Origin of the sequence: Archaeoglobus profundus DSM 5631, assembly GCF_000025285.1 — an archaeon.
Classification (GTDB): Archaea; Halobacteriota; Archaeoglobi; order Archaeoglobales; family Archaeoglobaceae; genus Archaeoglobus_B; species Archaeoglobus_B profundus.
Genome location: NC_013741.1, coordinates 87,810 through 112,542 on the forward strand (window position 1 = coordinate 87,810; position 24,733 = coordinate 112,542).

General features: G+C 41.8%; 35 protein-coding genes and 3 tRNA genes. 11 read left to right on the forward strand and 27 right to left on the reverse strand.

What is annotated here, in order from left to right; all coding sequences use genetic code 11:
- Positions 1-4: 4 nt before the first annotated feature.
- Genes ARCPR_RS00490 through argS form a run of 3 tightly spaced genes read left to right on the forward strand, consistent with a single transcriptional unit; the run spans position 5 to position 3,249 of the window.
- Positions 5-604, forward strand: coding sequence for a phosphate signaling complex PhoU family protein (locus ARCPR_RS00490; RefSeq protein WP_012939509.1), 600 nt, complete (start codon positions 5-7; stop codon positions 602-604).
- A 5-nt stretch (positions 605-609) separates the two neighbouring features.
- Positions 610-1,572 (forward strand): phosphate uptake regulator PhoU, encoded by a 963-nt coding sequence (locus tag ARCPR_RS00495; RefSeq protein WP_048084291.1) that lies wholly within the window; start codon positions 610-612, stop codon positions 1,570-1,572.
- 30 nt (positions 1,573-1,602) lie between these two features.
- Positions 1,603-3,249, forward strand: coding sequence for an arginine--tRNA ligase (gene argS, locus ARCPR_RS00500; RefSeq protein WP_012939511.1), 1,647 nt, complete (start codon positions 1,603-1,605; stop codon positions 3,247-3,249).
- 2 nt (positions 3,250-3,251) lie between these two features.
- On the opposite strand, the gene ARCPR_RS00505 is transcribed toward argS, so the two are convergent.
- Positions 3,252-4,058 (reverse strand): MBL fold metallo-hydrolase, encoded by an 807-nt coding sequence (locus tag ARCPR_RS00505; protein ID WP_012939512.1) that lies wholly within the window; start codon positions 4,056-4,058, stop codon positions 3,252-3,254.
- A 227-nt stretch (positions 4,059-4,285) separates the two neighbouring features.
- Here ARCPR_RS00505 and ARCPR_RS00510 point away from each other — a divergent pair, with 227 nt between their 5' ends.
- Positions 4,286-5,137, forward strand: coding sequence for a PH domain-containing protein (locus ARCPR_RS00510; protein ID WP_012939513.1), 852 nt, complete (start codon positions 4,286-4,288; stop codon positions 5,135-5,137).
- Here the strand turns inward: ARCPR_RS00510 and ARCPR_RS00515 are convergent.
- Positions 5,124-5,993 carry an L-threonylcarbamoyladenylate synthase gene (locus tag ARCPR_RS00515; protein WP_012939514.1) on the reverse strand — a complete coding sequence of 290 codons (870 nt, stop codon included), beginning with the start codon at positions 5,991-5,993 and terminating at the stop codon, positions 5,124-5,126. The two genes, ARCPR_RS00510 and ARCPR_RS00515, sit on opposite strands and share 14 nt — an antisense overlap.
- Positions 5,994-6,011: 18 nt before the next feature.
- Positions 6,012-7,034 (reverse strand): NAD(P)/FAD-dependent oxidoreductase, encoded by a 1,023-nt coding sequence (locus ARCPR_RS00520; protein WP_012939515.1) that lies wholly within the window; start codon positions 7,032-7,034, stop codon positions 6,012-6,014.
- A 131-nt stretch (positions 7,035-7,165) separates the two neighbouring features.
- Between ARCPR_RS00520 and ARCPR_RS00525 the strand changes: the two genes are divergently transcribed.
- From ARCPR_RS00525 to ARCPR_RS00540, 4 genes are read left to right on the forward strand one after another with little or no spacing between them, the layout of a single operon-like run.
- On the forward strand, positions 7,166-8,053 hold the full coding sequence (locus ARCPR_RS00525) for a ketopantoate reductase family protein (RefSeq protein WP_245526140.1): 888 nt from the start codon (positions 7,166-7,168) through the stop codon (positions 8,051-8,053).
- Positions 8,054-8,057: 4 nt separating this feature from the next.
- Positions 8,058-8,510, forward strand: coding sequence for a COG2426 family protein (locus tag ARCPR_RS00530; RefSeq protein ID WP_012939517.1), 453 nt, complete (start codon positions 8,058-8,060; stop codon positions 8,508-8,510).
- A 21-nt stretch (positions 8,511-8,531) separates the two neighbouring features.
- Positions 8,532-9,533, forward strand: a complete 1,002-nt coding sequence (gene amrS, locus ARCPR_RS00535) for an AmmeMemoRadiSam system radical SAM enzyme (RefSeq protein WP_012939518.1) — start codon at positions 8,532-8,534, stop codon at positions 9,531-9,533.
- Between the two features lie 47 nt (positions 9,534-9,580).
- Entirely contained in the window at positions 9,581-10,456 is an 876-nt protein-coding gene (locus tag ARCPR_RS00540) for an integrase (protein ID WP_012939519.1), read from the forward strand.
- Between the two features lie 107 nt (positions 10,457-10,563).
- Here ARCPR_RS00540 and ARCPR_RS00545 read toward each other — a convergent pair whose 3' ends face one another.
- From ARCPR_RS00545 to ARCPR_RS00610, 14 genes are all read right to left on the reverse strand, one after another.
- Positions 10,564-10,761: a DUF2283 domain-containing protein gene (locus ARCPR_RS00545; RefSeq protein ID WP_012939520.1), complete on the reverse strand. Its 198-nt coding sequence runs from the start codon at positions 10,759-10,761 to the stop codon at positions 10,564-10,566.
- Positions 10,742-10,996, reverse strand: coding sequence for a DUF4258 domain-containing protein (locus ARCPR_RS00550; protein ID WP_012939521.1), 255 nt, complete (start codon positions 10,994-10,996; stop codon positions 10,742-10,744). The genes ARCPR_RS00545 and ARCPR_RS00550 overlap by 20 nt, the downstream gene beginning before the upstream one ends.
- Positions 10,997-11,601: 605 nt before the next feature.
- On the reverse strand, positions 11,602-12,168 hold the full coding sequence (locus ARCPR_RS00555; protein WP_012939522.1) for a hypothetical protein: 567 nt from the start codon (positions 12,166-12,168) through the stop codon (positions 11,602-11,604).
- Positions 12,132-12,860 (reverse strand): hypothetical protein, encoded by a 729-nt coding sequence (locus ARCPR_RS00560; RefSeq protein WP_012939523.1) that lies wholly within the window; start codon positions 12,858-12,860, stop codon positions 12,132-12,134. Before ARCPR_RS00560 ends, ARCPR_RS00555 begins: the two co-directional genes overlap by 37 nt.
- Positions 12,861-14,177 (reverse strand): radical SAM protein, encoded by a 1,317-nt coding sequence (locus ARCPR_RS00565; RefSeq protein WP_012939524.1) that lies wholly within the window; start codon positions 14,175-14,177, stop codon positions 12,861-12,863.
- Positions 14,174-14,395 (reverse strand): hypothetical protein, encoded by a 222-nt coding sequence (locus ARCPR_RS00570; RefSeq protein ID WP_012939525.1) that lies wholly within the window; start codon positions 14,393-14,395, stop codon positions 14,174-14,176. The genes ARCPR_RS00565 and ARCPR_RS00570 overlap by 4 nt, the downstream gene beginning before the upstream one ends.
- A gap of 4 nt (positions 14,396-14,399) precedes the next feature.
- A complete protein-coding gene (locus ARCPR_RS00575; RefSeq protein WP_012939526.1) occupies positions 14,400-14,591 on the reverse strand; it encodes a hypothetical protein in 192 nt (63 codons plus the stop codon).
- A 9-nt stretch (positions 14,592-14,600) separates the two neighbouring features.
- Positions 14,601-14,960, reverse strand: a complete 360-nt coding sequence (locus tag ARCPR_RS00580) for a hypothetical protein (RefSeq protein ID WP_012939527.1) — start codon at positions 14,958-14,960, stop codon at positions 14,601-14,603.
- The gene (locus ARCPR_RS00585) at positions 14,950-15,390 is read right to left on the reverse strand and encodes a hypothetical protein (protein ID WP_012939528.1); all 441 of its coding nucleotides are present in this window, start codon (positions 15,388-15,390) and stop codon (positions 14,950-14,952) included. The genes ARCPR_RS00580 and ARCPR_RS00585 overlap by 11 nt, the downstream gene beginning before the upstream one ends.
- The gene (locus ARCPR_RS00590; RefSeq protein ID WP_012939529.1) at positions 15,387-16,484 is read right to left on the reverse strand and encodes a carboxymuconolactone decarboxylase family protein; all 1,098 of its coding nucleotides are present in this window, start codon (positions 16,482-16,484) and stop codon (positions 15,387-15,389) included. The genes ARCPR_RS00585 and ARCPR_RS00590 overlap by 4 nt, the downstream gene beginning before the upstream one ends.
- A complete protein-coding gene (locus ARCPR_RS00595; protein WP_187286412.1) occupies positions 16,459-18,042 on the reverse strand; it encodes a UvrD-helicase domain-containing protein in 1,584 nt (527 codons plus the stop codon). The genes ARCPR_RS00590 and ARCPR_RS00595 overlap by 26 nt, the downstream gene beginning before the upstream one ends.
- Positions 18,035-19,072, reverse strand: coding sequence for a hypothetical protein (locus tag ARCPR_RS00600; protein WP_012939531.1), 1,038 nt, complete (start codon positions 19,070-19,072; stop codon positions 18,035-18,037). Before ARCPR_RS00600 ends, ARCPR_RS00595 begins: the two co-directional genes overlap by 8 nt.
- Position 19,073: 1 nt before the next feature.
- A complete protein-coding gene (locus ARCPR_RS00605) occupies positions 19,074-19,280 on the reverse strand; it encodes a hypothetical protein (RefSeq protein ID WP_012939532.1) in 207 nt (68 codons plus the stop codon).
- 2 nt (positions 19,281-19,282) lie between these two features.
- Positions 19,283-19,489, reverse strand: a complete 207-nt coding sequence (locus tag ARCPR_RS00610; RefSeq protein WP_012939533.1) for a ribbon-helix-helix protein, CopG family — start codon at positions 19,487-19,489, stop codon at positions 19,283-19,285.
- Positions 19,490-19,593: 104 nt separating this feature from the next.
- Here ARCPR_RS00610 and ARCPR_RS00615 point away from each other — a divergent pair, with 104 nt between their 5' ends.
- Positions 19,594-20,271, forward strand: coding sequence for a winged helix-turn-helix domain-containing protein (locus ARCPR_RS00615; protein ID WP_012939534.1), 678 nt, complete (start codon positions 19,594-19,596; stop codon positions 20,269-20,271).
- A 263-nt stretch (positions 20,272-20,534) separates the two neighbouring features.
- On the opposite strand, the gene ARCPR_RS00620 is transcribed toward ARCPR_RS00615, so the two are convergent.
- Positions 20,535-20,609, reverse strand: a tRNA-Lys gene (locus ARCPR_RS00620).
- Between the two features lie 32 nt (positions 20,610-20,641).
- A complete protein-coding gene (locus ARCPR_RS00625) occupies positions 20,642-20,911 on the reverse strand; it encodes an NMD3-related protein (protein ID WP_012939535.1) in 270 nt (89 codons plus the stop codon).
- Between the two features lie 37 nt (positions 20,912-20,948).
- On the opposite strand from ARCPR_RS00625, the gene ARCPR_RS00630 reads away from it, so the two are divergent.
- Positions 20,949-21,608, forward strand: coding sequence for a hypothetical protein (locus tag ARCPR_RS00630; protein ID WP_012939536.1), 660 nt, complete (start codon positions 20,949-20,951; stop codon positions 21,606-21,608).
- A gap of 7 nt (positions 21,609-21,615) precedes the next feature.
- Here the strand turns inward: ARCPR_RS00630 and ARCPR_RS10055 are convergent, their stop codons facing one another.
- The 8 genes from ARCPR_RS10055 to ARCPR_RS00665 form a co-directional block, all read right to left on the reverse strand.
- A complete protein-coding gene (locus ARCPR_RS10055; protein ID WP_012939537.1) occupies positions 21,616-21,837 on the reverse strand; it encodes a DNA-directed RNA polymerase subunit K in 222 nt (73 codons plus the stop codon).
- Between the two features lie 18 nt (positions 21,838-21,855).
- Positions 21,856-21,929 (reverse strand) — tRNA-Pro (locus tag ARCPR_RS00640).
- The gene (locus tag ARCPR_RS09460; RefSeq protein WP_012939538.1) at positions 21,915-22,127 is read right to left on the reverse strand and encodes a DNA-directed RNA polymerase subunit N; all 213 of its coding nucleotides are present in this window, start codon (positions 22,125-22,127) and stop codon (positions 21,915-21,917) included. Before ARCPR_RS09460 ends, ARCPR_RS00640 begins: the two co-directional genes overlap by 15 nt.
- A gap of 34 nt (positions 22,128-22,161) precedes the next feature.
- Positions 22,162-22,560, reverse strand: coding sequence for a 30S ribosomal protein S9 (locus ARCPR_RS00645; protein ID WP_012939539.1), 399 nt, complete (start codon positions 22,558-22,560; stop codon positions 22,162-22,164).
- Positions 22,561-22,562: 2 nt separating this feature from the next.
- Complete coding sequence (rplM, locus tag ARCPR_RS00650) at positions 22,563-23,039, reverse strand: 50S ribosomal protein L13 (RefSeq protein ID WP_012939540.1); 477 nt, start codon at positions 23,037-23,039, stop codon at positions 22,563-22,565.
- Between the two features lie 6 nt (positions 23,040-23,045).
- The gene (locus ARCPR_RS00655; RefSeq protein ID WP_012939541.1) at positions 23,046-23,423 is read right to left on the reverse strand and encodes a 50S ribosomal protein L18e; all 378 of its coding nucleotides are present in this window, start codon (positions 23,421-23,423) and stop codon (positions 23,046-23,048) included.
- Positions 23,424-23,450: 27 nt separating this feature from the next.
- Positions 23,451-23,966, reverse strand: a complete 516-nt coding sequence (gene pyrE, locus ARCPR_RS00660; protein ID WP_012939542.1) for an orotate phosphoribosyltransferase — start codon at positions 23,964-23,966, stop codon at positions 23,451-23,453.
- A 1-nt stretch (position 23,967) separates the two neighbouring features.
- A complete protein-coding gene (locus ARCPR_RS00665; RefSeq protein ID WP_012939543.1) occupies positions 23,968-24,582 on the reverse strand; it encodes a DUF4350 domain-containing protein in 615 nt (204 codons plus the stop codon).
- 76 nt (positions 24,583-24,658) lie between these two features.
- Here ARCPR_RS00665 and ARCPR_RS00670 point away from each other — a divergent pair.
- Positions 24,659-24,731, forward strand: a tRNA-Gly gene (locus ARCPR_RS00670).
- The last annotated feature ends 2 nt before the right edge of the window (positions 24,732-24,733 follow it).

The window sequence follows — 24,733 nt, forward strand, 5'->3', positions numbered from 1 at the left end:
TAGCTTGATAGCGGAAAGAAGGTTAGAGAAGATACGGGAGGAGGTTTTGAAGCTTCACGATGTGGCTAAAAGGTCGGTTGAGATTTGCCTTGAGGGTTTAAGGGGGAATGATGAGATAAGGAGGAAGCTTGAAGACCTTGAGATGGAAGCTGACATAATACATTCAGACATTGATTACGACTGCGTAACTTTCATAGCTCTATTTCAACCCGTTGCCAGAGATTTGAGATTTGTCGTTGGTATGATGAAAACCTCCTCTGGATACGAGAGAATTACCGACTTGGCCCTTGAGGTGGGATACTACTACTGTTACGATGAGGAGCTTTTGTCGTTATTTGAGGAGATGCGGAAGAATCTGCTCGAAATGTTCAAAGTCTTGGAGGATAGCTACGCTGGAAGCGAAGTTGGCATAGTTCACATGCTGAAAAGGCACGACAATGTGGTAGATGAATGTTACGAGAAAGCTATAGTCTATTTAAAGAATAAGTGTAAGGTTGAACCTGTTCTAGTTGCGAGACATTTAGAAAGGATGGGAGACATACTAGGTAAAATAGGATCGACTGTAGTATTCATTGAAAGTGGCAAAAGAATATGGATAAAGTGACCGCTATGATAGAGAATAGAAAAATCTACCTGAGCGGTGGAAACAGCTACATAATAACGTTACCCAAAAAGTGGGTTGAGAACAACGGATTGAAAGCTGGAGATCACATTAGAATGGAGATATCTGGTGATGTAATTGTTTTGAGAGCTAAGGATTCGGAGAGAGCGAAAAGGGTGGTTACCGTAGACTCAAAGGACTTGTGTCACGACTGCCTGATAAGGAGAATTGTAGCGTACTACCTAGCCGGTTATGACAGCGTGAGAGTTAAGGTTTACAGTGAGGAGCATAGGAGAGCAGTTTCCTTAGCTTCAGACATGCTCATCGGCGCTGAAATAATAGAAGATTTGGGTAAGGAGATAGTTCTCGAGATATTCATAGACCCAAACAGGTTCAGGATTGACTACATCGTAGAGAGAATAGGAAACATGTGCATAACGATGCTGTCAGACTTTAAGCAACTTCTGAAAAGCTTGGACGGATACATTCACAGTTCCATAGTAATGAGGGAAAGCGAGATAGACAGGTTGCATTTCCTCGCTCTCAGACTATTGAAATCTGAAATAAGCGGAAGACCAGAAGATCTGCTCGAATATAGAACTATAATCAGAGCTTTGGAGAGAATTTCGGATCACTGTGTAAAGATGTCCGAGAGTCTTATGAGGGTTAAAGTTCCATTGCCCAAACTGGTAGAGTTGGTCGAGATATGTGAAAAAATATTGAAGATAACCATGAAATCATATTACAAGAAGAGTTCCGACTTGGCTGATGAGGTTATAAACGAGGTTGAGAACTTTTACAGTATAGAGGAGAAATACTCCAACATACTTTTCGAACTGCTCGAAGACTTCTGGAGAAAGAAAGAGAGCATAGAGAAGTCGGCAAACCTCAGAATGATTCTCGACAGCCTTAGTAGGATAGCTGGTTACTGTTCGGACATAGCTGAAGCTGTGATAAACATGTGCATTTAACTTAATATACAGCGTCTTCAAGCGGTAGTCATGTTTCAGCTTTTCAAGAGAGATGTGCTGAAATGCTTAAAGAGAATATGTGAAGACGAAAGGTTCGTCAAAGAGAGCGATCATGCGGATTTAGCTTGTACAATAGCTTTCAAGCTTGCGAAGGAGCAGAAGAGAAATCCGATCGAAGTGGCGAACGAGATTGCTGAGAATCTTGAACCAATTGGTTACATTGGGAAAATTGAGGTTGTTAACGGTTATATAAACTTCTTTGCGAGTGAGGAGTTTCTGGAGGATACTATTAATACGATACTCGACACAGATGAAAACTACGGCTCGCTCAACATGAGAGGAAAGGTTTTAATTGAGCATACCTCAGCAAACCCCGATGGACCAATTCACATAGGACATATGAGGAATTCAATAATAGGGGATTCTCTCGCAAGAATTTTTAGAAAGGCTGGATTTGATGTAACAACACACTACTACGTGAACGATATGGGGAGACAGATTGCGATAGCCGTTTTGGGTTACAGACTATTTGGCTTAGATGAAAGTAAGAAGCCGGATCATGCCGTTGTTGAAGCTTACGTCAAAGCCAATCAGGAGATTGAGAAGAATCCCGAGCTCGAAAAAGAAGTTGAAATGCTGATGATTAAATACGAGAACTTCAGCGACGATGTCGTTGGAGATTTTAGGTACATAGTCTCGAAAGCTTTGGAAGGTATCAGACAAACTTTGAGAGAGTTGAACATACATCACGACGACTACGTCTGGGAGTCGGAGTTTCTGAAAAACGGCTATGTCGATAGAATCTTGAGTATGCTCGACGAGAGAAATTTGATCAAGAAGGAAGGAGCTTGGTTTGTCGAGCTTGATGAGAAACCCGTTATTTTGAGGAGAGAAAACGGAACGACTTTGTATATAACGAGAGATTTGGCATATCATCTCTGGAAGAACGAGAACTTCGAAAGGTTTGTAAACGTGCTTGGGGCTGATCACAAGCTCTACGGGAGGCAGTTGTGCAAACTCCTAGAGCTGATCAATCTTAAGCCTCCTGAAATCGTTTTCTTTGAATTCGTTTCACTTCCAGAGGGTTCCATGAGCACTAGAAAGGGCAAGTTTATCTCAGCTGATGAGTTAATTGCGAAAGTCTACGACGAAGCTAGGAAGATCGTTGAGAAGAGAGATCTTAGCAGAGAAGAAAAGGAGAGAATTGCCAAGGCTGTGGCAATGGGGGCTATAAGGTTTGATTTCGTTAAGATCGCACCGGAGAAACCGATGGTTTTTGACTGGGAGAAGGCTTTGGATTTTGAGAGACAAACTGCAAGTTACGTCCAATACGCTCATGCAAGGTGCTGTTCCATTTTGAGAAAAGCTGTCGAAAGTGGTATGCCAGATTTGGAGTTCAGGCCAGAAATATGCACAAAGGTTGAAAGGGACTTGGTTATGATACTCTCGAAGTTTCCCTACGTGATAGAGAAAGTTATCAAGGATTTGAAACCAAACTACGTTGCAGAATACCTCCTAAGCGTTGCAAATACGTTTAACGATTTTTACAGGGAGCACAGAGTTTTAGATGAAGTGGCGGAGATTAGAATGCATAGATTGGCTATAGTCGATGCCGTGAGAATAGTTTTAAGGAACGGACTCGAGCTTTTGGGAATCGAGGCTTTGGAGAGGATGTAAAACTAAGTCTTCTTGAAGATTACACCTTTTTTATCGTCCATTTCAACCGTTATCAGCTTTCTCTGGTAGAGACTTGAGAGATGACCGCTTACGACAGGCTTAAGAATGTTGAAAACGGCTTTGACGTTTTCCGCACCGTATACTCTTATAACTTCAGCCAAAATTTCGCATTCCGTATTTTCATCGACAATAGATAGAATCGTTTTATCAACTTCCATAATCCTTCGGATGTTTTCTCTTGCCAGCTTAACACCTTCATCTCGGCACAGAACTTCTCCGTGTCCTGGAATTAGATAGTCCCAGTCCAACTCTACGATTCTGTTTAGGCTCTCTATAAGTGCATCTGGGTCTGTGTAGTAGAGTACGCCAAATCTCTCCCAATAATCGATTGGATAGATACAGTCTCCAGCAATCAGCACATTCTCGATCAAATATCCAGTATGGGCATAGGTATGACCGGGAAGGGGAATTGAGAAGGGATAGTTTTCGGCAAAATCGTCAACTTTGACACCTTTACCTATGAAATAAGGAGTAACAAGTTCTTTAGGCAGTAGAGCCCAGTTGAAATGTCCCCTCCAGTTTATATCGGGTTTTTCGATCATGTTAGCTTCAAGCTTTGGAGCGACAACTTTGGCATCGATAAGATGCGCATCGCTAAAGTGATCCGCGTGTCCGTGGGTTATGAAAACAGTCTTTACGTTGTGATAGACGTTCGATCCAACGCTAGGATCGAAGGCATAATCCTTCCAAATCACCGTGTTTACCATAAATCTACCAGAGTAAACGACAACATTTTCGAGTTTGATCATGCTTGAAAGATTCCAGACAAAGATAAAACTGTTACTTCGGCAATCGTAGAAGACTACAAAAAATGAAAATTAATGTTCAGTCTTGTCAGTTACTAGGGCAATCCAGCAGAGGATGTAGAGGAACAGGGCAAATCCGAACACACCATCTACCATGCAAACACTTCCGAATCCAAATATAAATCGTTTTCCATCGATAACTTTATTTCAGATTGACAGAATTCTATCCCATGAGCAGATACTTGGAATACGCTAATTATGACTCGAAAACAGTTCTGATCACAAGACCTTCCGTTTTAGGATTTATGAGGCGATATCTGCTCTGTTTAACACCATTCATTGTACTTGTCATCTACAAGTTCGTAAATACCTACATCGACAGTCTTCTCACCCCACTCAAAGCCTTGGGGTTGGATTTTCTATTGACAACTTTCAATCTAACGATCTTTCTGCTGATACTCCTCGCACTTGCTTGGGTTCTCAGATCGACCGAAGTTGAAGGATCTGTAGGACTGTCGCTCTTAATCTCCTTGATATTCGTTTTGGCTAAGGTTAGGTTTGGCAACTTCAAAGCCTTAACCGATGCTTTCAACGTGTACTTGGAGAGTATTCCGACCGCTATACCTATCGCAGTTACGATAATGCTGATAAGAACAGAAATTTACAGAAAAACGATAAACTACAAGCTGACGGATTTAGGTGTAGAGATCTCAGGAGGTATATGGAGAAGACAGGAGCAGTCGATACCTTACAATCAGATAGGGAGAGTTGTTCTTGAGCAGAGCCTCTTTGGTAGGCTCTTGAACTACGGAACGATTGTACTCGTTAGCTCTGCTGAATGGGGTTCCGAATATTACACGAGAGCGGTTGGTGCGGGAGGGAGTGGTAAAATTACCGCTGGAGTTGGTTATGCGAGAACTCTCAAGGAGGTTTCGAGAGACCCCTTGAAATGTCTGTACGGTGTGAAAAATCCTAAGAAGATCAAAGAGATTATTGAGAGAATGATGACTGCACAGTTTAGAGCCGAAATTGATCAGGTGGAATACCTTAAAAGAATATACGAGGAGATTAGTCGTAAATGACGTCTGCGATAGACATTATCCTTGCCCTAACGGCTTCGCTGAGATCAATGCATTCGAACACTATTACATCGCAATCCTTGCATCTCCTTAGAACGTCCATGAGGTCTTTTACCTCCTTGATTATGCACACCCTACCTTCAAATCTGCTCGCAACTTCCTCCACATCTCCTTTAAAAACGGCAACGACCTTTGCTTTGGGCTTGTAAGCTCTGTAGTCCAATACTTCAACCTCTCCAACAACCTTCTCTATCTCATTCAAGGGGAGTGCCCCAACCCTCAAGACTCTCGGAGGTTCTGTTGTAGTGTCTATAACAGTTGATTCAATCTTTAAGGGTGTCTCACCCGCATCTAATATCGCATCTATCTTTCCCATAAAATCCACCATAATGTGCTCAGGCTTTGTAGGGGATGGCTTTCCCGAAACGTTTGCCGAAGTTGATGTTACAGGAACACCGCTAAATTCTGCCAATTTTAGAGGAATCTTGTAGTCTGGCAATCTTATTCCTATCTTGTCCGTTCCAGCTGTAACTATTGGAGGTATTACCTTCTTTTTCTTTACAATGATAGTAATCGGACCGGGAAAGAACTTTTCCATTAGCTTTAAGGCAGTTTCGTTAGGTTCCGCAATTCTTTCAACGTGATCCAAATCCGAAACTACAACGGAGACAGGCTTCTTCGGTCGACCTTTAACTTCAAAAAGACGTTTTACAGCGTTCTCATCTAGCGCATTTGTTCCCAATCCGTAAACAGTCTCTGTAGGATATGCTACTAGCTTGCCCTCTTTTATCATATGCGCAACCTCTCTCAAAACAGATTCATCGGGATTTCTCGGATCGACCTTGTATATTTTTGTCATTAGCTTATTTAGATTCCTTCAGACCTTATACCTTTTCATAAATTCCTCCAGCACCCTCTTCTTGACCTTATACAGAATCTTCATGGGCTTGGGAATGAAAATGCCCTTGTATATTAGAATTGCCCTCTCCCTTGCAAGCGTTATGAAGGCAATTGGTCTATCAACACTTGAATGAATTTTGTACTTCACCAAACTTTCATTGTTTGCAATTCTCATCAAGTTCTTTGCAGTGTATCTCGCCTGCATCTCCGCTTCAAATGCGGTTTTCGTAGCAATTTTACCGTTAACCTTAACCAAGGCGCAGTCTCCTATTGCAAAAACGTTTTCCCTAGCTCTCAGATATTCATCAACAACTATACCTCCCTTCTCACGTCTTAAACCTTCGATAGTGTTCGGTATCACACCGGCACACGATATAGCGACATCACAATCCAAATCCCCTTTGTTCGTCTTGACAACCTCATTAACTCCGATAACCTTGCAAGACGTGGCTACCTTAACACCCTCCTTCTCAAGAAGTTTCTTCACATAGGATGAGACTCTTGGATTGAAAGTCGGTAGGACTCTGTCCAAGTACTCAACGAGTGTAACATTAAGCCCCATTTCTCTCAGCTCAAAAGCACATTCAACTCCTGTAGCTCCTGAACCTATGACTACAACGCTCTCAGCATCTTCAACGGCCTTCTTGCACATCTTTGCATCTTCCAAGTTTCCTAAGCTGCACGTATTCTCAAATACAAAGGGCTTTGCTCCAATGGAAATCACCAAACAATCAAATTCGATTTCATCCCTTTCAGTGATTACCCTATTGCCTTCGACCTTTAAAACTGCATCTCTCACCCAATTAACACCGTGCCTATCGCAAAACTCGGGGATACTTATGCTGACTTCGTCATCTCCGACCTTGCCGACGATGTACTCTGGCAAGAGAGCTTGACAGACCATACGCTCTCTTGGCTCTACGAGTGTGACATCTAAGCCCCTCAGATTATTTATCAGTTCAAGTCCACCTATACCTCCACCGGCTACGACGACCTTCATATTCGACCCTATTATTTATTTGATGTATGTTATTTTCAATGACTTATTTGATGTGTTTTCGGCTCAAAGCAATCAGTTTAAATGTTTTACTTTTGAGTCAAAAACTTTTAACTTAAGGATTATTGAAGTTTGTGAGAATACAGATAATGGGTGCTGGGGCACTGGGATGTCTTTACGGCTACCTCCTCCAAAGAAAGTTTGAGGTTGTATTCGTTGCTAGGGGAAAGCAGTTCGAAGCTTTAAAGAGAGGTTTGAAGGTTACAGGATTGGTAGAGGATTTTGTAAGAGTTAATGCTGTTGATAGACCTTGTGATGCAGATATAACATTTGTAACTGTAAAATCTTACGATACGGAGGAAGTAGCAAAGTCTTTAAGGAATGTTGACTGCGGAATAGTCGTTTCGCTTCAAAACGGAATAGGAAATGAAGAGATACTTTCAACGTATCTTGGAAGAGTTCTCGGCGGTGTAACTACGTACGCATCGAACTTGATCGATTACGGTTGGATAGAGTTTGCCGGTGTGGGTGAGACATTTATAGGTAGTATGGATGGTAAAATTTGCGAGGATGTTCTGGTGGTTGTGGAGGTTTTGAGGGAGTGTGGAATTAACGCTGAAGCTGTGAGCGATATAGTGAGAAGAAAGTGGATAAAGACCGTAATAAACTCCGTAATAAACCCTATAACTGCTATTTTAAGGGTTAGGAACGGTGCAATTGTAGAGATAGAAGAGTTATGGAAATTGGCTTCGGCAGTTTTGAGGGAGGGAGAGGAAGTTTTGAAGGCTATGGGCTTCGATGTCGAGCTTGAAGAAGTTTTGAAGGATGTAGTTACCAAAACTGCCAGAAACAGATCTTCGATGCTTCAGGATATAGAGAGAGGTAAAAGAACTGAGATAGACTTCATAAACGGTGCAATAGTCAGAAAAGCTGAGGAGCTTGGCATAGATACGCCATACAACAGAGCGCTGTTACTCTTGGTGAAGAGCTTGGAAAAATTTTTAACCAAGTGTCGATCCTGAGGTTGTGGACTGGCTGGAGGTTTTAATAGTTTCAGCTTTGCCAATTTCCGAGCTTAGAGGTGGAATTCCTCTAGCTTTATACTTGGGTTTTGATCCGCTGAAAGCTTACATCTTTTCAATTCTTGGAAACCTACTCCCAGTTCCATTCTTGCTGATATTTCTGAACCTTATTGAGAGGATTGCCTTAAGAACGCCGTTGTCGAGGTTTTATACGAGAATAGTGGAGAGAACAAGGAGAAAAAAGGATTTGATAGAAAAATACGGTTATTTAGGGCTGTCAATTTTTGTTGCGATTCCTCTGCCAGTAACTGGTGCTTGGACAGGTTGTCTCTTGGCCTTCCTTTTGGGACTCAACAGAATGAAATCGTTCTTTTATATAGCTCTAGGAGTTGCAATCGCTGGAATAATCGTTCTGGCATCGAGTTTGGGTGTGTTTAAAGTTATGGGAAAAGCTTAGTTCTAAACGACAACCTTTAGTATGCATCCTGCAAGAGCTTGGAGGAGGGTTGGTAATAAAGTTGTTTGTCAACTTTGCTACCACTTTTGCAGGCTAAAGGAAGGTGATTTTGGCAAATGTAATGCGAGGTTCGTAAAAGATGGGAAGCCTTACACCCTTACATACGGGAACATAAGTGCTATGGAGAGCAGACCTATGGAGATCAAACCATTCTTTCATTTTCTACCCGGTAAAACTGCCATAACGTTCTCAACTTATTCATGCAATCTCGACTGTCCGTGGTGTCAGAACTGGCACATATCCAAAAGAAATCCTCCGATGAGCTACAGCGTCGTTAAGCCTGAAGAGGTAGTTGAAAAGGCCTTAATCTTTGGAGATGTTGCCACATGCGCAAGCTTTAACGAGCCTACGTTGCTCTACGAATACTTGCTTGATCTCTTTCCTTTAGCTAGGAGTAGGGGGCTGTTCAACACAATCGTTTCTAACGGTTACATGACACCTCTAGCCTTGAGAGAACTGGTTAGTGCCGGGTTGGATGCTATGAATGTCGATCTGAAGGGAGATGATAGGGTTTACGAGCTTTGCGGCGGTAAGGCTAAGAACGTTTTGAAAACCATAGAAACTGCCAAAAAGCTGGGAGTTCACTTAGAAGTGGTTTGCCTTCTGATAACTGATCTCAACGATGATGAGGATAGCGTTAGGTGGGTTGTTGAAAATCATTTAAGATACGCTGGAGCCGAAATTCCTTTGCACTTTACACGCTATTTCCCTGCGTATCTCTTCGAAAGACCTCCGACGCCTATTGAGAGAATTGAAAGGGCGATAGAGATTGCTAAAAGGGAAGGAGTAGAGTTCGTTTACATTGGAAACGTTCCTGGTCACATCTACGAGAACACGTACTGTCCAAACTGCGGTGAGCTTTTGATAAAGAGATATTCATTCAGAGTTTTGGATGTCAGACTTAAAGATGGTAGATGTTGGAGATGCGGGAAGGAAATTTACGGCTTATTCATCGAGGAGTGAATGCTCTACATTCAAATGCTCTCATAGTTTCCTTTCACTGGAAGTGATTGTTTGAAAGTTTCGAAGCCTTTGATTCATCAGAAAGGTTAAGCGGGCCGGGGGGATTCGAACCCCCGACCGCGGGATTAAGAGGCTTTACAATCGATTACAAAGAGATTAGAGCTGATTTCATCGATTGGATTTATTCCCGGGTTGATAGAGCAACCGCAGACAAATACGTAAAACTCCTTGACAGGTTCTTGACCGAACCCATTACATCACCGTCAGACGTGAGCAACATCATTAAAAGCATAGATAAGAGAGGAGTTAGAAGATGGTTCATCAACGCTTTCCGCAACCTCCTGAAGTTCCTTGAATACGAAAGAGAATGGGATGAAGCACTAATCAACAAATATCGGAAAGTTGCAAAGACTGAGAGATCAGGAGTCCGTGAAGTATTCATAACGACTGAAGAACTGCTTGAAGCTTATGAGAACATTCTACCGAAATATCGCATCCTCTTCAAACTCATAGTCTATTCGGGCATGAGACTTGATCAAGCTTGTGATATGCTTGCAGGTTATGAACCCGAAAACTTGGTTATCAAAGAAGATCTTGAATTAGCTCGATACCCTATGGCATCGATTGGTAAGGGTTTCAAAAGAGCTTATTGGGCGTATATGCCTATAAGATTCGTTTCAGAGCTTGAAAGAACGTTTATCAAATACGGAACTGCAAAGAAGGCAATCTACTATAAGAGGGTGTCGGCTTTGAGCATTAGAAAATGGCATCTTAACTTCATGATCGAAAACGGTGTTCCTGAGAGTGTTGCGGACTTCATTCAGGGAAGAGCATCCGTGACGGTTGGATCGACTCATTATCTCAACAAAACAAAACAAGCAGATCAGTTCTATTCAAAGCTTGTTGACAAATTCCCTCTCTAATTTCATAAACGTCGAAGAATCTTTCGAGCTTCAAGGGTCATAATATGACAACTTCCAAGGGGATATGATTCAACTATGGGTTGAGTAAAAAGTTTGGGTGAAAATATTTAGGAGATTAAAGCTTCAGCCAATCTCTTAGATATTTCGGATTTAGCGGGTAATAGGATTTCAATGCCTAAAACTTCATCATTTTCATCCAAATCGATTATGATATTGTCAGCTAAGGGTTCTGACGTTTTGACTTTTCCATCTTTCAGGCGGATGTATAGGGCATTAACTTCCGGGTCAAACTCGACTGAAACCATATCTCCTCAACCTCTCCTCATCAACTCTCAATACCGTAACAACTACAATTTCGTCATCCTGTTCTTCGAATATTACAACTATAAACTTATCGTCACATCGTTTATAGGATGCTTTCCTACCAAATTTAACATCGATAGTCTCTGTTGGATTCCTCAAAACTTCTTCTATTTGTTTAAGATCAATTGAACGCTCTTTTGCCCTGTTTAATGCATGCTTTGATAATCTTATTTTCATAGCACACCCTCAATCTATATTCAAATTCTAAAAATTTGTCTTTTCCTATTCTCGAGACTTAGTAAGATACCAACTTTTGATCCAGATGGATGTTCACATGGTCAGTATTACTATTCTTCGCTCTTATATTTCCTCTAAGAGGCAGTTACACAAGAAGAGTTGAGAAATCTTTTCCAGCTGAAATAACCGTTCTGATACCTTCTTATTTATCTCCTCTCAAGCGGTGTTACTGAAGGTCAATTCAATTACTCATCCAACTTCAGAATTTCAGCTGAGAGGAATTCTACATAAAGGATGAATAAAAATGATTTCGAAAGGCTTAAAGAAATTCTTTTCATATAACGGAACGATGGTTGAAGGAGTAAGATTGTTTTTGTCGGCTGACACACGAAAAATTTTTACACCTCACACGGCGGATAGATAGTCCGCCATGTATTCCTCAATCTCCCCTCTAATCCCTTCATTCAGCAAAATCTCCCCCATGAGCGGTCTTCTCTAACTTTGTGAGAGTTTGTTTTTATAGGAAAATATGTTATAAAAATTTAGTTTAGTTCATATATATACTATGTGAAGAAAACAAGTTAGAAATTAAACAAATCAAACATTCAAAGGACATCGAGCACAGTCATGCTATACGATTTTTCAACTAACTCGTTCAGTCTTCTTTCAATTTCAGCATTTACCTTTTCATTCTCCTTTCGCATGGCAAACCAAACGAGGTCTTTCAGGCTAATCTCCTTGATTTTCCCTTCTTCAACCAATGTTTCAATTTCTACAATTCTTTTCGCTTCTTTCTCCTTCTCCTCGATAATTTGGTCAATACTCTCCTTGAAAACTTGGCGAACAGTCATCCCTGAAATATAAATTCCAAATTTTTTATAGATTTCCTTACTAATTTTTTGGTAACCGTAACCCTTCTCCTCTCTCAACCGCTTGATCTCCTTTAAAACATCTAAAGAGAGATTGTCCACCTTCCATCTCCTTCTCCTCCCGTTAGACTCGAAGAGTAGTTTCAGCCTGTCCAATCTTATAGGGCATCTTTCAAACCTTTCAATGACAAACTCGATCTCCTCTGCTGTTAAACCCTTGTCCGCTAAAAGGAACGGCAGAACCATTGTAACGTGATAACGAGTCTTTACGGTCTTGAAACGACCGTCAAACGGTGCGTCCATCTCTCCATCACCCTCCTCCACAATTTAGGTTTTTCCAACTCACAATTCTCAACAACCTTATCTATCAAAGCTGAATCGATTAGCATAGGGTAGTAACTCGCTACATTGACGTAAAAGAAGAGGAGCTGAAGATTTACCCTTTCGAACTTCTCGGAGAACTCCTCATAAACCGAAACTGAATTCCTGTAATTCTCCTCAACTGCAAGGATAAAATCTTGCTCGAGATGCCCTACTTCCCTCAAAGCCTTCACCTGAAGTTCATCGTGAGCTTCCTTCACTCTAATAGTTTCTTCTACGTTGAAGCGGTTTAAGAAAAGGTAAATAACACCCGGTTCAACCCAAACTCCCTTCTTCTTGTATAGCTCATGCGCAACCTTTCGTCCGCTTAAGTTACTGAGTTCACCGCTTATTCTGACAACTTCTTTAAGAATCCACGTTGGTAGTCTGAGTATTCTAACGCGTTTCCAATAGTTTCCCGCTTTGAATAGTGAAACGCCAAAATAGTAGTATATCAAACCATTAACCTCATGTTCAAACAAACCGGACTCCAAACCCATCTCGTAGAACCTTTTTAATATCTTGCGTTTGTTAACCGAATCCAACTTGCCAAACCACTCGTTTAGAGCGCCTTTAAAATATCTCCTCTCCATCCTCCAAAATTTTGAGAAATAGCAACGATTCATCCCTTTCATTCAACACACCTCCCGCTCTCCCAATTTTACATTTATAGATTCGTTCACGATTTTGAAATCCTTCAGAAAACGACTTTCAGTCTTCTCGATAACACCTTCTCGTTCCAAGAATTCAAGAATGGGTTTAACATCTTCAAACTTGATCGGTTTGATCAGCTTAATCGCTTGACTGAGGGGACAAGATGTGAACGTGTGAATGAGATAACTCAACAAACCCTTAAAAACATAGGTTTTATTATTGCGGAGGTAGTATATAAGTAATGCATCCTCCGCACTGAAGAAATGAAGCTCGTTGCTTTTAGGTTTAAATTGGTAGATCACATCCTTTTCATAGATAGGTTCGAAATCTGGAAACTCAACAAATTCTTTCCCCTTATACTGTCTGATCAGTTGTGGACCATACCTATAGGCAAATTGAATAATTTCCGCTAACCTGTGCTTACGCCACGAGCCTACCCGAGCGAAGTGCATATCACTGTAAACGTATCCATCAGGTTCAATCTCCCAGCAATAAAGCGCTGGAGTATGTGCAATGTTAGCATCGAAAGTTAAGGGAAGTTCCGAATATGTTTCCTTAAGCTCTTTGCAGAGTTCTGCGAACTTGGTTAGATCGAGAATGCTTGATTTGTGTTTCTTCATATTCCCAACAAGTGTAGGTCTGAAAACATCAATCCTTGTTAGATAACCGTATTCATCTTGAAGCGTTGCCAACCTATCGATGAGTAGTGGAATTTCATCCACGTTCTCCTTCAGAACAGCCACGTTGACAACAAAATCGTAGCTGAGATGATTAGTTTTCCGCTCCAAAGACTCTTCCAAGCGATTAAGAGTATCAAACATTTTTTCGAGGAATTGCAACCCTTTTTGCGCCCTACTTCTTGTTACTTCAACCGCTCCCCTCCCGACACCGTGAATCGATACTTTATAGCTTTTAACACTCGTGAGAAGAAGATGCGCATCGTCGTCCGATTTCAACCGAATTCCTGAAGCGTTCGTTATTATGTTCAAGCGCGGATACCCTGTGAACAACCTTAAAATGTTCCTCCAATATCTGTAAATTGTCGGCTCTCCACCCGTCAGTCCGAAGAACATTTTTTCCTTTTCTAATGCCCGAAGTATCATGAAGAGCTCATCAGGATCGAATTCTAACGGTTTTGGGCAACACTTATAGCAGAAGATGCATCTCCAATTGCACTTTTGTGTGAGGGATAAGTTAACTACCCTTGCGGTTTTAATTTGCTCGTTCTCAACCGTGTTTAGCCAATTGGTGTTATTGTTATTATACTCCCTAAAAAGCTCGGAAAACATCCCCTTCATACGACATCAATCCCCTTCTCCCTCTGTCCGTTAATTAAACCCGATACTCTCTCAAAAACTCTCATAAAAACTTTCTCAACCTTCTTCAGGTCATCATCCGCCTTTACCGTGAGTTCGAATCCCATTCCATTGTCATCGCCCTTAATCACTAAGCGGATGAATGAGCCACTAAGTGCTTCCTCCCCTTCGATAATCTCCTCCCTTTCTTCCTCAACCACGATCTCACCTGATTAATCGTTTCTCTTTCTTCACAGCCTTTCGGATGCAAACGGGAATTCCGTAAATCCACCTGAAATACTTGCATTTGCCAAATTCTCCTTTCTTACAAACAAATTCGCAAAAGTATTGATCGACAACCTCACCGATTCCTGATTCTTCGATCATTTTGATAGGATCAAACTTCTTTGCCTTCATCCTCTCACCTCAAACAGTATGCTTAAGCAACTCCTTAGCGCTCTCAAAACCGCATAATGGATCAGTCTTGAGTTTTTCAGTCAGTTTGAGGAGAACAATGTATTTCGGCAACCTTCCCATGTTCAACTCCCTTGCCTTCTCCTCCCATGCTTCTAAGCTTTCAAACCCTGAATACTTCCATAAGAGCTTTCTGAACACTTTCAAGTTTTCAAAAACTGCAATAACTCTTGCTTTTGCGAAAACAATGTTTCTGCTATCTCTAATCACGATTTCCCTTCCAATCAAATCGTGATACTTCCCGTTTCTCATTGTTGCAACAACTCCCTTCCTCATCAGCTGGGAAACAGCTCTCAGACTTCTAAACCGCATCATACCACCTCCCAAAACTCCTTTTCATGGAAGGAGCATGATAAACAAAATTCTTCAATAGGAAACGTCTCAGCTCTCGATAATCGCCAACGAAAACGGGTTCTTCCCGTTCAAAGTTGTAGAAATGCCGTCTTGGGAATTTTATGTTGACCGGCACATCGTAAACTGTTACCTCATTCTCGACATCATCAACGAATAAGAGCAAGAGAGGAACTCTCAAGGCTTTGGCAACCTTCTTAAGCGTGATTAATTGGTAAATGTTTGCAAAATGCCTTTGAGTGTGCTTTTCTTCGGCAACAAGTCTTATCGTGTTTCCAACTTCAAGGACATAATCGATGTTCGTGAGAACTATTCCCTCTTCACTCTGGATACCGTTCAACGCTTTGGTAAGAGAATTTTCAAGGAAATTGCCACAGAATGGGCACTTCATCTCCTAACACCTCTCGAGACTTCTATCTCCTTTCTCCTGAACCAATCGATGAAATACTGCGTTTTCTTGTGATCGTAATTCTCAGAATGGCGGAAGACTTCGTGAATCTCCTCATCCGTGAAGCCTTCCTTTATCATTAAAATGATTAGGTGCGCTCTTGCGTTCCATTCGTTTCCATGCCTCTCCTTGAGTTTTGGATCATTCACGAGCTTCCCATACTTCCTCAAAATCTGAGCATACTTCTTTATCCTTTCAAGCCTCCATCTCGAACCAATAGTCCTTTCCTTTCTTGGTTTGCTTCTCCAAAATCTCTCAAAGGATTTCTCTTGGAGCTTTCTTTGAGCAATTATTCTCTCAACCTCTTCAAGTATTTCCATTACTTGGCTTTCAGTTGGTTTCCAAAGCTCGTATCCCTCCCAATCTTCAAGCCATCCGGGATATACGCCAAGCTTAACTTTCCTGATTTCTACCTCATCAAGGGGAACCTTGAAACAACGTGTCTTTTCGTGGATGCTGAAGAATTCTCTAATGGCATGTCTCTTCGCCTTGAATCCTGCCGTGTCAATGTCCAATCCGTCAAAACCTGCACAATACCCAATGATGTTGAACAACGCTTCCTTGAACAATCGTAGATTAAAACCCTCTGGAAGTTCTTCAGGAAGTTTGGTATCAGGATCGGCTATAATGTGGAAGTGGAATGATCTGTTTCCCGTGTAACCCATTGTATATTCGATTTCAAGAGCTTCAAGGGATGCTTGAATCCATCTACCCTTTTTGACAAGTTCTTTCTCATTTTCGATATCAGGATCGAGAACAAGTTCCCAAGGCAGAATTTCTCTCCTTAATACAGGTGCAAACAGTATCACGTCGTGAAGCTCTTCAGCTTCTTTCCAAGGCGTATTGAGCTCATTCTTGAATCCTGCGCCATTGAACACGAAAGGAATTTCGTAAGGGAATCCTCTAACGAGCTTGAAGTAAATGTGCTTCTCCCTCAAAGGATGAACCCACGTCTTGAGATATTCCTCTTTCATCCTCCACCAACTTGCGATATAATTTCCCCACTCACCATCAAGCGCTTTGGCAAATGGGTGCATAAGCAATCACCTCCTCCAAAAATGACTTGTATTCAACGAGTGGAGCAACGAACAAGGCTTTTCGTGCTCTTGTTGATCCAACGTAAAAGACTCTCAACTCATCATCTCGATGTCCGTTGTTTATTGCTGAAACAATTGGAGAAGTTATGGCATCTGCCAAGAACACGATATCAGCTTCCGCTCCCTTTGAAGCGTGAATCGTGTCGATGTAGAGGTTGATCTTCTCGAAATCAATTGGTTTCCAAGCTTTCTCAAGGAGTTTCTTTGCTCTCTTCCTTCTAAGAGCTATCAGGTCGAGGATGGGTAATTTATGGAGAGCTTCAAACAGGGTTATCGGGATGTTACCGCTTTGAATCAGATTGGTAAGTATTTCCTTTTGCTCTTCAGAGATAATGTCAGGATTCGCATTTTCAACAAGGAACTTTAGCTCATCAAGGTTGAGCTTCTCCTTTCTTCTCAATTTGGCAACGATGTTCCATGCTGTCACGAATTCCTTATCCCAAAACGTGAAACCCTTCAAACGCTTGAAGGGGATTGCATTCTCAAGCAAAATTGACTCAGCTTGATAAACCATCCTGTTGGTCCTAAATAAGACAAAAACCTTGAGGTTGGGATGCCTTCTTGCCGTTCCTACCGCGCAACTCAGGAACTCCCTTATATCCATCTTTGGAAGTATTCTTACAACTCCCGCATCCTCACGCGGTTCGATCTCTTTTTCCTTTCTTCTTTCAACCTGTGTGATGATCTGCTTGGCAAAATTCCAAACCCTCGAGGGTAACCTGTGAGTTTTCGAGAGGATGACTTCCTCACCTTTCAAGTCGAGGTAGAAATCAGGTTTTGCTCCCTTCCATCCGTAAATGGCTTGATCATCATCCCCCGCCAAGTAAACCCTCTCAAGTTGTTCAATTGTAGTTTCGACAATTTCAAACTCCAAGCGGTTGAAATCTTGAGCTTCATCAATGAATCCGATCTTTGCTTCAATCTCAATTCCTTCCTCAAATGATTCTATAAGGAGATCGACGTAATCAAAGAATCCCGCATTCTCCTTGAAGTTCAACCAACGCTCTATAATTGATCCATAATTGTAATTTATATTATATAACATCTCGAGACACTTTCCAATATCACGGCTTTCAGGGTAGAACTCGCCAATGACAGCATTCCAAGCGGTGAAAACTCTGTTTCCTAACGCATCTGAAGCACCAAAACCGTCATCCCTTTCAAATGGAATCCCTTCCTCACGACAGAAGCGTTCCTGCAGTCCTTCAACAAAGCCTTTCGATTGCATTCTCCTTATCAAATCGGGTGAAATCTTCCCTGTCTTGATAAGGTTCTTCAAGCATAAACCGTGAAGTGTTCTGAAGTAAGGTGCAACTCTGCTTCCTCTTAATATTCCTACACGTTCACAAACCTCGTTTATTGCAGAATTAGAAAATGAAATGAAAACGACATCCTTCAAGGAAAGGTCATCGTTCTGGATTTCTTCCCTCAGCTTTGAGATGAGTGTTGAGGTCTTACCTGTTCCTGGTGGTCCGTAAATTTTGATAACTTCACTCAATAAAATCACCTCCAATCTCCTCAATAGCTTTTGAGAAGTCATCTTCTTTCTTGACTTCAGGAGTCCAATCTTCGCCTTCTCTTTTCAGAATCGCCTTAATAGCTTCGAGATTAAATGCCCAAAAGTATCTTCTTTGCTCCTTGATACGAAGACGTATAGATGCCCTGTTTGGATTTGCAAGAAGTCTTCTCACCGACTTTGCAACTTTCCTCATGCTCTCGTAAACACCTACCTCCTCAAGAAGCTCCTTAAGGAGCTCAGAATCAACAAGAATGATGTCTCCTTCAACGAAAAAGCCACGTTTCGGTGGCACTTTACCTTCCTTCAATAGCTTGACATCGTAAAATTCCCTCTTTGTGGTTAAAACCTCGATAACGGCTTCCTCGATCGATGACTCTACATCAAAGGGTTCTCTAACAATCACGGCGTTATCGACCCAACTTTGATAAACCTTTAATGCGCTTTCTTCATCGAATGGAGGATTTGGCGGAATGTAATAACACTTTAAGAAAAGCTCGTTGAAGAGGGCTACATTAACTTTCATTCCGTCCTTACCTTGCTTTGCGATCTTTTTGATCGGAATTATTTCACGACGACCTGCTATTTTGATGTCCAACTCTGACGTTGAATGGAACAGTAGAACAGATTCGGTGTCTATAATCAAACGATCAGCTGGGTGTAAACTCTCAGCGCATTCTTCCTCCTTGCAGAAACCGAGATTTCTCACATAATCACATGAGAACTGCGGAACATCGAGGAGCTCGAGTAATTTATCAGGTGACAGATCGAGATTGTGAACTTTCAGGAAGGTTTTTGCAATTGACAGGCGCTGTGACTCTGTCAATCCTCTTCTCTTTGCCCATGAGAGTATTACTTTCAAGGCCTCAGGAGAGGAGCACTCTCTTGCTTTCTTGACACAGATGGGTTCAAATCTTGAATTCAAGCCGATGTCCTGTGTGTCCCCACTTGTCCCGTTTGTCCTATTTGTCCCACTTGTCCCGCAATTTTGAGCGTTGAAATTATTGTCCATATTATGGGACATATGGGACAAACGCATCACCTCCTCCTATGAGTTTGCAAACCTCCTGTTTACAGTCGGTCGGAAAATCTTCATTAAAGATACAATTTTTTATGTTTCTTTGATCTCTTATCATAAATGGACATTTTTCGGAAAAGCTTTTAAAGTCAATGACGGATTTCTTTTTAAGATTCCCGCCCTTCGCTGTTGGAGTTGACATTTTTAACCACCTCTCTCAAAACCGCTCTTCCATTGAGATGGAATCTCCACACCCTCACGCTCAGCTTTTTCAAGGATCGCAATTCTCACAACTGCTGATTCTGATGTTTGAAGTTTTTCAGCGAGTTTTTGGATTACATAGGCGATTTCGAGAGGCATTGAGACTGTTTTTGTGACAACAATCCTCCCCACTTCTACCACCCCCTTCATTTGTTTGTTTGTTTAACAAACAATTCTCTTAAAGATTAAAAAAGTTTCGTTCGTTATCTTAACAAACGTTAGGTTTTTATGTGTTAGTTACCTAACAAACAAACATGGTTAGTAAAAGAGAGCTCGAGATTCTGGGATTCATAATTGGAGGAAAAAAGTATTTTCACGCAATCCAAGAAGCTTTAGGGCTTAAGAAACCGATTGTGAGCGAATACCTATCTAATTTGAAAAACAAGGGTTTAATTATAGAAAGACAAGATCCAAATGATAGGAGGAGGAAACTTTACGAAATCAATCCTGAAGAGTTTGTTTTCACAACTGTGAATGAAATTATATCCTTTATTGAAAAATACATTGAGCTAACTGAGGAGGAGAAGAAAGAACTCGAAAAGGTGTTAAGGCATCCCTCTGCTCATGAATATTTCAAAAAAAGGCTTGAATTGATCATAAGTTCGGGTGAAAAGCTCAGCGTTGAAGATGAGATATCCGCTTTCGTTGATGGTATTGTTGCAGTTAAGCTGTTTGAGGAAGCTTTCAAGGATATATATAGGAAGTTTGCCAAAGACTTCGCAAGGGAGTTGGTTAAAGGAACATCTGTAGCTTCAACATCTCATCTTCTCGAGATTGCCGAAAACCTCCCAATGTGGTTTGTTGAGAGATGGTCGAGTCTTGAGCGTTTCAGGAAATCTGCAATCGGTCAAGCTCTTATTAGTATACTTGTAGCTACACGAGATTTATTACAGAAGAAAGATATAATTAAGAAGAAGTTCTTGAAAGGGTAGTAGTGTAAGCAGCAACGCTTATTTTATTCTTGTAAAAATTATTAAACCTACTGCCAACTACCTTTAGCAAACCTTATTTTATTCTTGATCAAGAATCATTATGCCAAGACGTAAGGGAGACAAGACATTTTTGCACCTCTACGTAGATAAAAATATTCTTGAGAGAGCTAAGCAGATAATCCCTAATCTGTCGGCTTTCGTTGAAGCGGAACTTGCAAAGGCTGTTATCTTGGCTGAAAGAGGAATACTACCCAACTTTGGAGCGGGCCGGGGGGGATTCGAACCCCCGACCGCGGGATTAAGAGTCCCGCGCTCTAACCTGGCTAAGCTACCGGCCCCCAGTAAGGGTGCACGATCGGATTTAAAAAGCTTATCCTCTGTATCTAAGGCAGTAAACGAAGAGAACTCTCACCCTTCCCTTTCTCAATCCTGCGAATTTCGTGCTGAATTTAACTTCAAAATTCAGCAACTTCTTCAGAATTGAGATGAACTTTCTTGCATCGTTCACATCCTCGAAATAAACATCCACTCCTCCTTTTACCTTCTCAACATTGACGTTGAACTTGTAAGCCTTTGAAATAAGGTTTTCAAGCCTCTCCTCTTCGACATCCCTTATTTGAACTATGCACGGATGTTTCATCAAAGGATTTATATCTGGAGTAATATAAGGGATTGGGATGGATGAGTTGCTGATAAAGGAGTTCGACATCAGGTACATAAATGCGGTGTCGAGGAAGGATTTGAAGGAACATGCTATGATCAGACTTATTATATCCTCTCTTGCCACTCATGAGGAAGTTTACAACCTCACGAAGAACGACATCCGCTCATTTAACGGAATAAAGACTGTCAAACTCAACAACGGAAGAAAGACAAGGATAGCCCCAATCGATTCGAGAACGTTCGAAGTACTTATGGAAGTTTCAAAGGGTATGAGTAGAAGACAGAGGATTTTCGACTACTCCAAGGCTGAGATGGATGAGATCGTGAAGAAGTACTCTCCTGCAAAGAGGACATACAACGTTGAGAAGCTGAGGAGTGCAGTCATTGATATTCTTAGGGATTGCCAATTCTTCGAGCACGATTATGTGAGCGATATGATAAACGGAACGAACTTTGAAGGTGTAGTGGACTTCGTAAACGATATGCATCCGATGTTTTCGGGCGTTTGGGACTTGGATGACGATGAGGTTGCTGAAGACTTTATAGAGAACTACATTCTCCTAATTGGAGAGAGAAACGCTGAGAAGATAGCTGAAGACATCTGTGAGAGCGTTGAAAGGGTTGAAAATCTCATGAGAAGTATAACATCGAGAAATTTAATGTTCAGAATTTAATAAAAAATTAAAACAGATCGTATCTTTCAAGCCAGACGAAGCTCTCCCTTCTTCTCCTGACAGTTATTGGAATTACTCCTCTCTCGAATTCCTCTCTTGCAATTTCTAAGGGATCGGTTTTGTCAGTTTCTATTAACACTGGTGCGCCCAAAGCTATCTGCAGAGCCCTTGCACCGATGATACGGACTTTTTCAAATCGAGTATATTTAAAGGGGAAGGTGCGTTTAATAGGGCATCACCCCTTTGATGGGGCCGCCGAGATTTGAACTCGGGTCACCGGCTCCCGAAGCCGGGAGGATAACCAGGCTACCCCACGGCCCCATGGAACTTCGCAATCTCCTCAAGCACGGACTTGTAAGTCAGGAACATTCTCCTGCAACAATACCTCTCAATTCCCATTTCATCCAAAGCCTCTTTCGGACTTTTACCTTCTTCAAGTTTCTTCTTGTATTCCGCGTAGAGGTGTCCTATTACGGCTCCACAGCTGAAGCATCTGATGGGGAAGTCTACCCCTTCCATCCTTTTCACCGTGATAAAAACTGTATAAAAGTTTTTACCTGTAAGAAGTCTGCCTCCTCTTCCTTGCTCCCCTTCCTCCCTGTTTCTTGGGCTCTTTCCTCCTCACGTCGTTGACGAGCAGATACCTGTCGTATTCTAAGTAAGCTCTTTTAAGCTCTTCATCTCCGCTCCACTCAACCAGCCCCCTTGCTATTGCTGTTCTCGCAGCTTCAGCCTGACCCATGACACCTCCACCGTTCACGGTAACATCGATGTCAACCTTCTTTGCCAAGTCCTTTGCTATAATCAGTGGCTCCATTATGGTTAGTCTGGCAAGTTCAGGTTGGAAAATTTCGAGAGGAATCTTATTTATTCTGACCCTACCAACTCCGTCCCTTACAACGGCTTTGGCAACAGCTGTTTTCCTCTTACCACTTGTTATCACGACCTTCATAATCATGCACCCCTAAACTTGTAACCCAAATACTCACAAATCTCTGCTACCGTTACAAACTTGTCAGTCTTACAAACCTTCTCATACAACGCCTGTTCAACAATCTCAAACTCCTTGTCCTTCAATTCTTCGGGAACTCCCATGAAAACCCTAAGCCTTCTGTATGCTTCTCTACCCCTTCTGCTCTTCCAAGGAAGCATACCTCTGACAGTTCTTTTGAAGAGTTTTTCAGGATGTCTTGGGAAGTAGGGGCCCTTTTCCTTACTACCCCTGTCGTACTTCTCCTTGTATCTCTGAAAGACCATTTCTCTATCTCCAGTAACTATAGCCTTTTCAGCATTGACAACTACTATCTTTTCTCCGTTCAGCAACCTCTTTGCGATAATGCTGCTCAATCTGCCTAAAATATGTCCTTCCGCATTTATCACAACGAAGTCGTCGCCAAGGGTCTTCAAGGCCCTCTTAACGCTCACAGCCATAATTCATCACCCCATAATCCTGACTCCGCTACCTCCCGGATTTATCTCGATCAGCTGAGAAATCGTAAGACACTTACCTCCCGCAGACTCAATCTTTCTCCTAGCTGAATCTGAGAAGCTTAAGGCTGCAACTGTAACGGCTTTTGTTATCCTACCTCCTCCTAAAACCTTCCCTGGAACTAAGATCGTTTCTCCCTCTTTGGCGTACCTTTCTATCTTCGAGACATTTACTTCTGCGTAAAGTCTCTTTGGTCTAGCCAATCTCTCTGCGATGTCCTTCCATATCTTTGCCTTGTTCTCAGCTGATGCTTTGAACAGTGATTCGATTAGCTTCACCAAGTTTGGATCGGTCTTTCTCTTAGTCAGTCTCTCGACTTTACTCATAGCACAACATCGAGAGGAGATCGGTATTTAAATGTTCTCCAAGAGTTCTTTAAGTTCGACAATTGGGATTAGATTTGGAATGAGCTCTCTGGCCCCTTCATTCCTATCGACGACAGTCAGCACAGCTACTACCTTACCACCCCTCTCTTCAACCCTCCTAACCACTGAATAAGCAGACTTTCCCGTTGTAGTCACATCTTCAACAACTACAATCCTCTCGCCTTCCTCAATAGTCCCTATCAGATCACCGCCAACTCCGTAGGACTTCTTCTCCTTTCTGAATATGACGTAGGGCTTGTTAGTTTCGAGGGAAAGAGCTACAGCCAGTGGAACGCCTCCTAGCTCTATGCAGGCTATCTTGTCGAAGTCAATACCTTTAACCTTTTCAGCCATCAGCTTTGCGACAGTCCTTAGTATTTCGGGGTATGTGCATGCTATTTTTATGTCAACATAGACGTTGCTCTTCTTCCCAGATGAAAGAATGAATTCTCCAAATTTCAAAGCTCCGATTTCTTTTAGCATGTCTATAAGCTTCTCCTTCATTCTAGCACCTCAGTATGTCCAACGCAAGTATCTTGTTGTCTAACAACTCTAAACTGTAGTTGTCCCAGAACACACAGGTGCCCAATACAATTATCTCTCCCTTGTCCTTGTACATCGCGCCGACTACTGGGCTCCTGTAACCATTTGGATGAGTTAACCCAGTTTCAGATATTATTAAGGCGTTGTTGTTCGTTGTGAGAGACGATGCACACGGCATAACAACCTTGTAAGTCTTGTACTTACATATTGGGAACATCATGTCTCCAGCGTTGTTCTCCAGATCTACCACAACATCGCCGTTTATTCTTATAGGTATTTCGAGTTTAGTCAGAACTTTGTTTATGTTCTCTGCAGTGGAGTCCATGTTTCCGTAGTATGTAGCAAAGACTATTCTTTTCCCTTTCTTTAGCCAGTTGCTTATTTTTCTAATCTCCCAGCTTCGGAACTTTTCCTCTGGGTAATTAAAAACGATTACATCGTGCTCGCCCAGCTTCTTGAAATCGTCCTCCTGATATATCTCTATACCCTCATTTTTTGCCATTCTTTTCAGCTTTGAGAAGTAGTAATAATCCTCAATTAAGAATTCTCCATGTGAAGCATCCCATCCTACGCTCATGCATAAAAAAGATCAGTTCGAAAAATAAAATTTTCCTGCGAAACGTTTAAATGTATATGGCTTTAATAATCGGTAGGCGCGGGTAGTCTAGCCTGGTAGGACAACGCCCTTCCGAGGCGTTAGCCCGGGTTCAAATCCCGGCCCGCGCACT

Bases quoted from the DNA above. Each gene is read 5' to 3' on its own strand.
- ARCPR_RS00495 (WP_048084291.1), top strand. From the start codon at position 610: ATGATAGAGAATAGAAAAATCTACCTGAGCGGTGGAAACAGCTACATA.
- argS (WP_012939511.1), top strand. From the start codon at position 1,603: ATGTTTCAGCTTTTCAAGAGAGATGTGCTGAAATGCTTAAAGAGAATA.
- ARCPR_RS00505 (WP_012939512.1), bottom strand. From the start codon at position 4,058: ATGATCAAACTCGAAAATGTTGTCGTTTACTCTGGTAGATTTATGGTA.
- ARCPR_RS00510 (WP_012939513.1), top strand. From the start codon at position 4,286: ATGAGCAGATACTTGGAATACGCTAATTATGACTCGAAAACAGTTCTG.
- ARCPR_RS00515 (WP_012939514.1), bottom strand. From the start codon at position 5,993: ATGACAAAAATATACAAGGTCGATCCGAGAAATCCCGATGAATCTGTT.
- ARCPR_RS00520 (WP_012939515.1), bottom strand. From the start codon at position 7,034: ATGAAGGTCGTCGTAGCCGGTGGAGGTATAGGTGGACTTGAACTGATA.
- amrS (WP_012939518.1), top strand. From the start codon at position 8,532: ATGCATCCTGCAAGAGCTTGGAGGAGGGTTGGTAATAAAGTTGTTTGT.
- ARCPR_RS00545 (WP_012939520.1), bottom strand. From the start codon at position 10,761: ATGGTTTCAGTCGAGTTTGACCCGGAAGTTAATGCCCTATACATCCGC.
- ARCPR_RS00550 (WP_012939521.1), bottom strand. From the start codon at position 10,996: ATGAAAATAAGATTATCAAAGCATGCATTAAACAGGGCAAAAGAGCGT.
- ARCPR_RS00555 (WP_012939522.1), bottom strand. From the start codon at position 12,168: ATGGACGCACCGTTTGACGGTCGTTTCAAGACCGTAAAGACTCGTTAT.
- ARCPR_RS00560 (WP_012939523.1), bottom strand. From the start codon at position 12,860: ATGAAAGGGATGAATCGTTGCTATTTCTCAAAATTTTGGAGGATGGAG.
- ARCPR_RS00565 (WP_012939524.1), bottom strand. From the start codon at position 14,177: ATGAAGGGGATGTTTTCCGAGCTTTTTAGGGAGTATAATAACAATAAC.
- ARCPR_RS00575 (WP_012939526.1), bottom strand. From the start codon at position 14,591: ATGAAGGCAAAGAAGTTTGATCCTATCAAAATGATCGAAGAATCAGGA.
- ARCPR_RS00580 (WP_012939527.1), bottom strand. From the start codon at position 14,960: ATGCGGTTTAGAAGTCTGAGAGCTGTTTCCCAGCTGATGAGGAAGGGA.
- ARCPR_RS00585 (WP_012939528.1), bottom strand. From the start codon at position 15,390: ATGAAGTGCCCATTCTGTGGCAATTTCCTTGAAAATTCTCTTACCAAA.
- ARCPR_RS00590 (WP_012939529.1), bottom strand. From the start codon at position 16,484: ATGCACCCATTTGCCAAAGCGCTTGATGGTGAGTGGGGAAATTATATC.
- ARCPR_RS00600 (WP_012939531.1), bottom strand. From the start codon at position 19,072: ATGGACAATAATTTCAACGCTCAAAATTGCGGGACAAGTGGGACAAAT.
- ARCPR_RS00605 (WP_012939532.1), bottom strand. From the start codon at position 19,280: ATGTCAACTCCAACAGCGAAGGGCGGGAATCTTAAAAAGAAATCCGTC.
- ARCPR_RS00610 (WP_012939533.1), bottom strand. From the start codon at position 19,489: ATGAAGGGGGTGGTAGAAGTGGGGAGGATTGTTGTCACAAAAACAGTC.
- ARCPR_RS00615 (WP_012939534.1), top strand. From the start codon at position 19,594: ATGGTTAGTAAAAGAGAGCTCGAGATTCTGGGATTCATAATTGGAGGA.
- ARCPR_RS00625 (WP_012939535.1), bottom strand. From the start codon at position 20,911: ATGAAACATCCGTGCATAGTTCAAATAAGGGATGTCGAAGAGGAGAGG.
- ARCPR_RS00630 (WP_012939536.1), top strand. From the start codon at position 20,949: ATGGATGAGTTGCTGATAAAGGAGTTCGACATCAGGTACATAAATGCG.
- ARCPR_RS09460 (WP_012939538.1), bottom strand. From the start codon at position 22,127: ATGGAAGGGGTAGACTTCCCCATCAGATGCTTCAGCTGTGGAGCCGTA.
- ARCPR_RS00645 (WP_012939539.1), bottom strand. From the start codon at position 22,560: ATGAAGGTCGTGATAACAAGTGGTAAGAGGAAAACAGCTGTTGCCAAA.
- rplM (WP_012939540.1), bottom strand. From the start codon at position 23,039: ATGGCTGTGAGCGTTAAGAGGGCCTTGAAGACCCTTGGCGACGACTTC.
- ARCPR_RS00655 (WP_012939541.1), bottom strand. From the start codon at position 23,423: ATGAGTAAAGTCGAGAGACTGACTAAGAGAAAGACCGATCCAAACTTG.
- pyrE (WP_012939542.1), bottom strand. From the start codon at position 23,966: ATGAAGGAGAAGCTTATAGACATGCTAAAAGAAATCGGAGCTTTGAAA.
- ARCPR_RS00665 (WP_012939543.1), bottom strand. From the start codon at position 24,582: ATGAGCGTAGGATGGGATGCTTCACATGGAGAATTCTTAATTGAGGAT.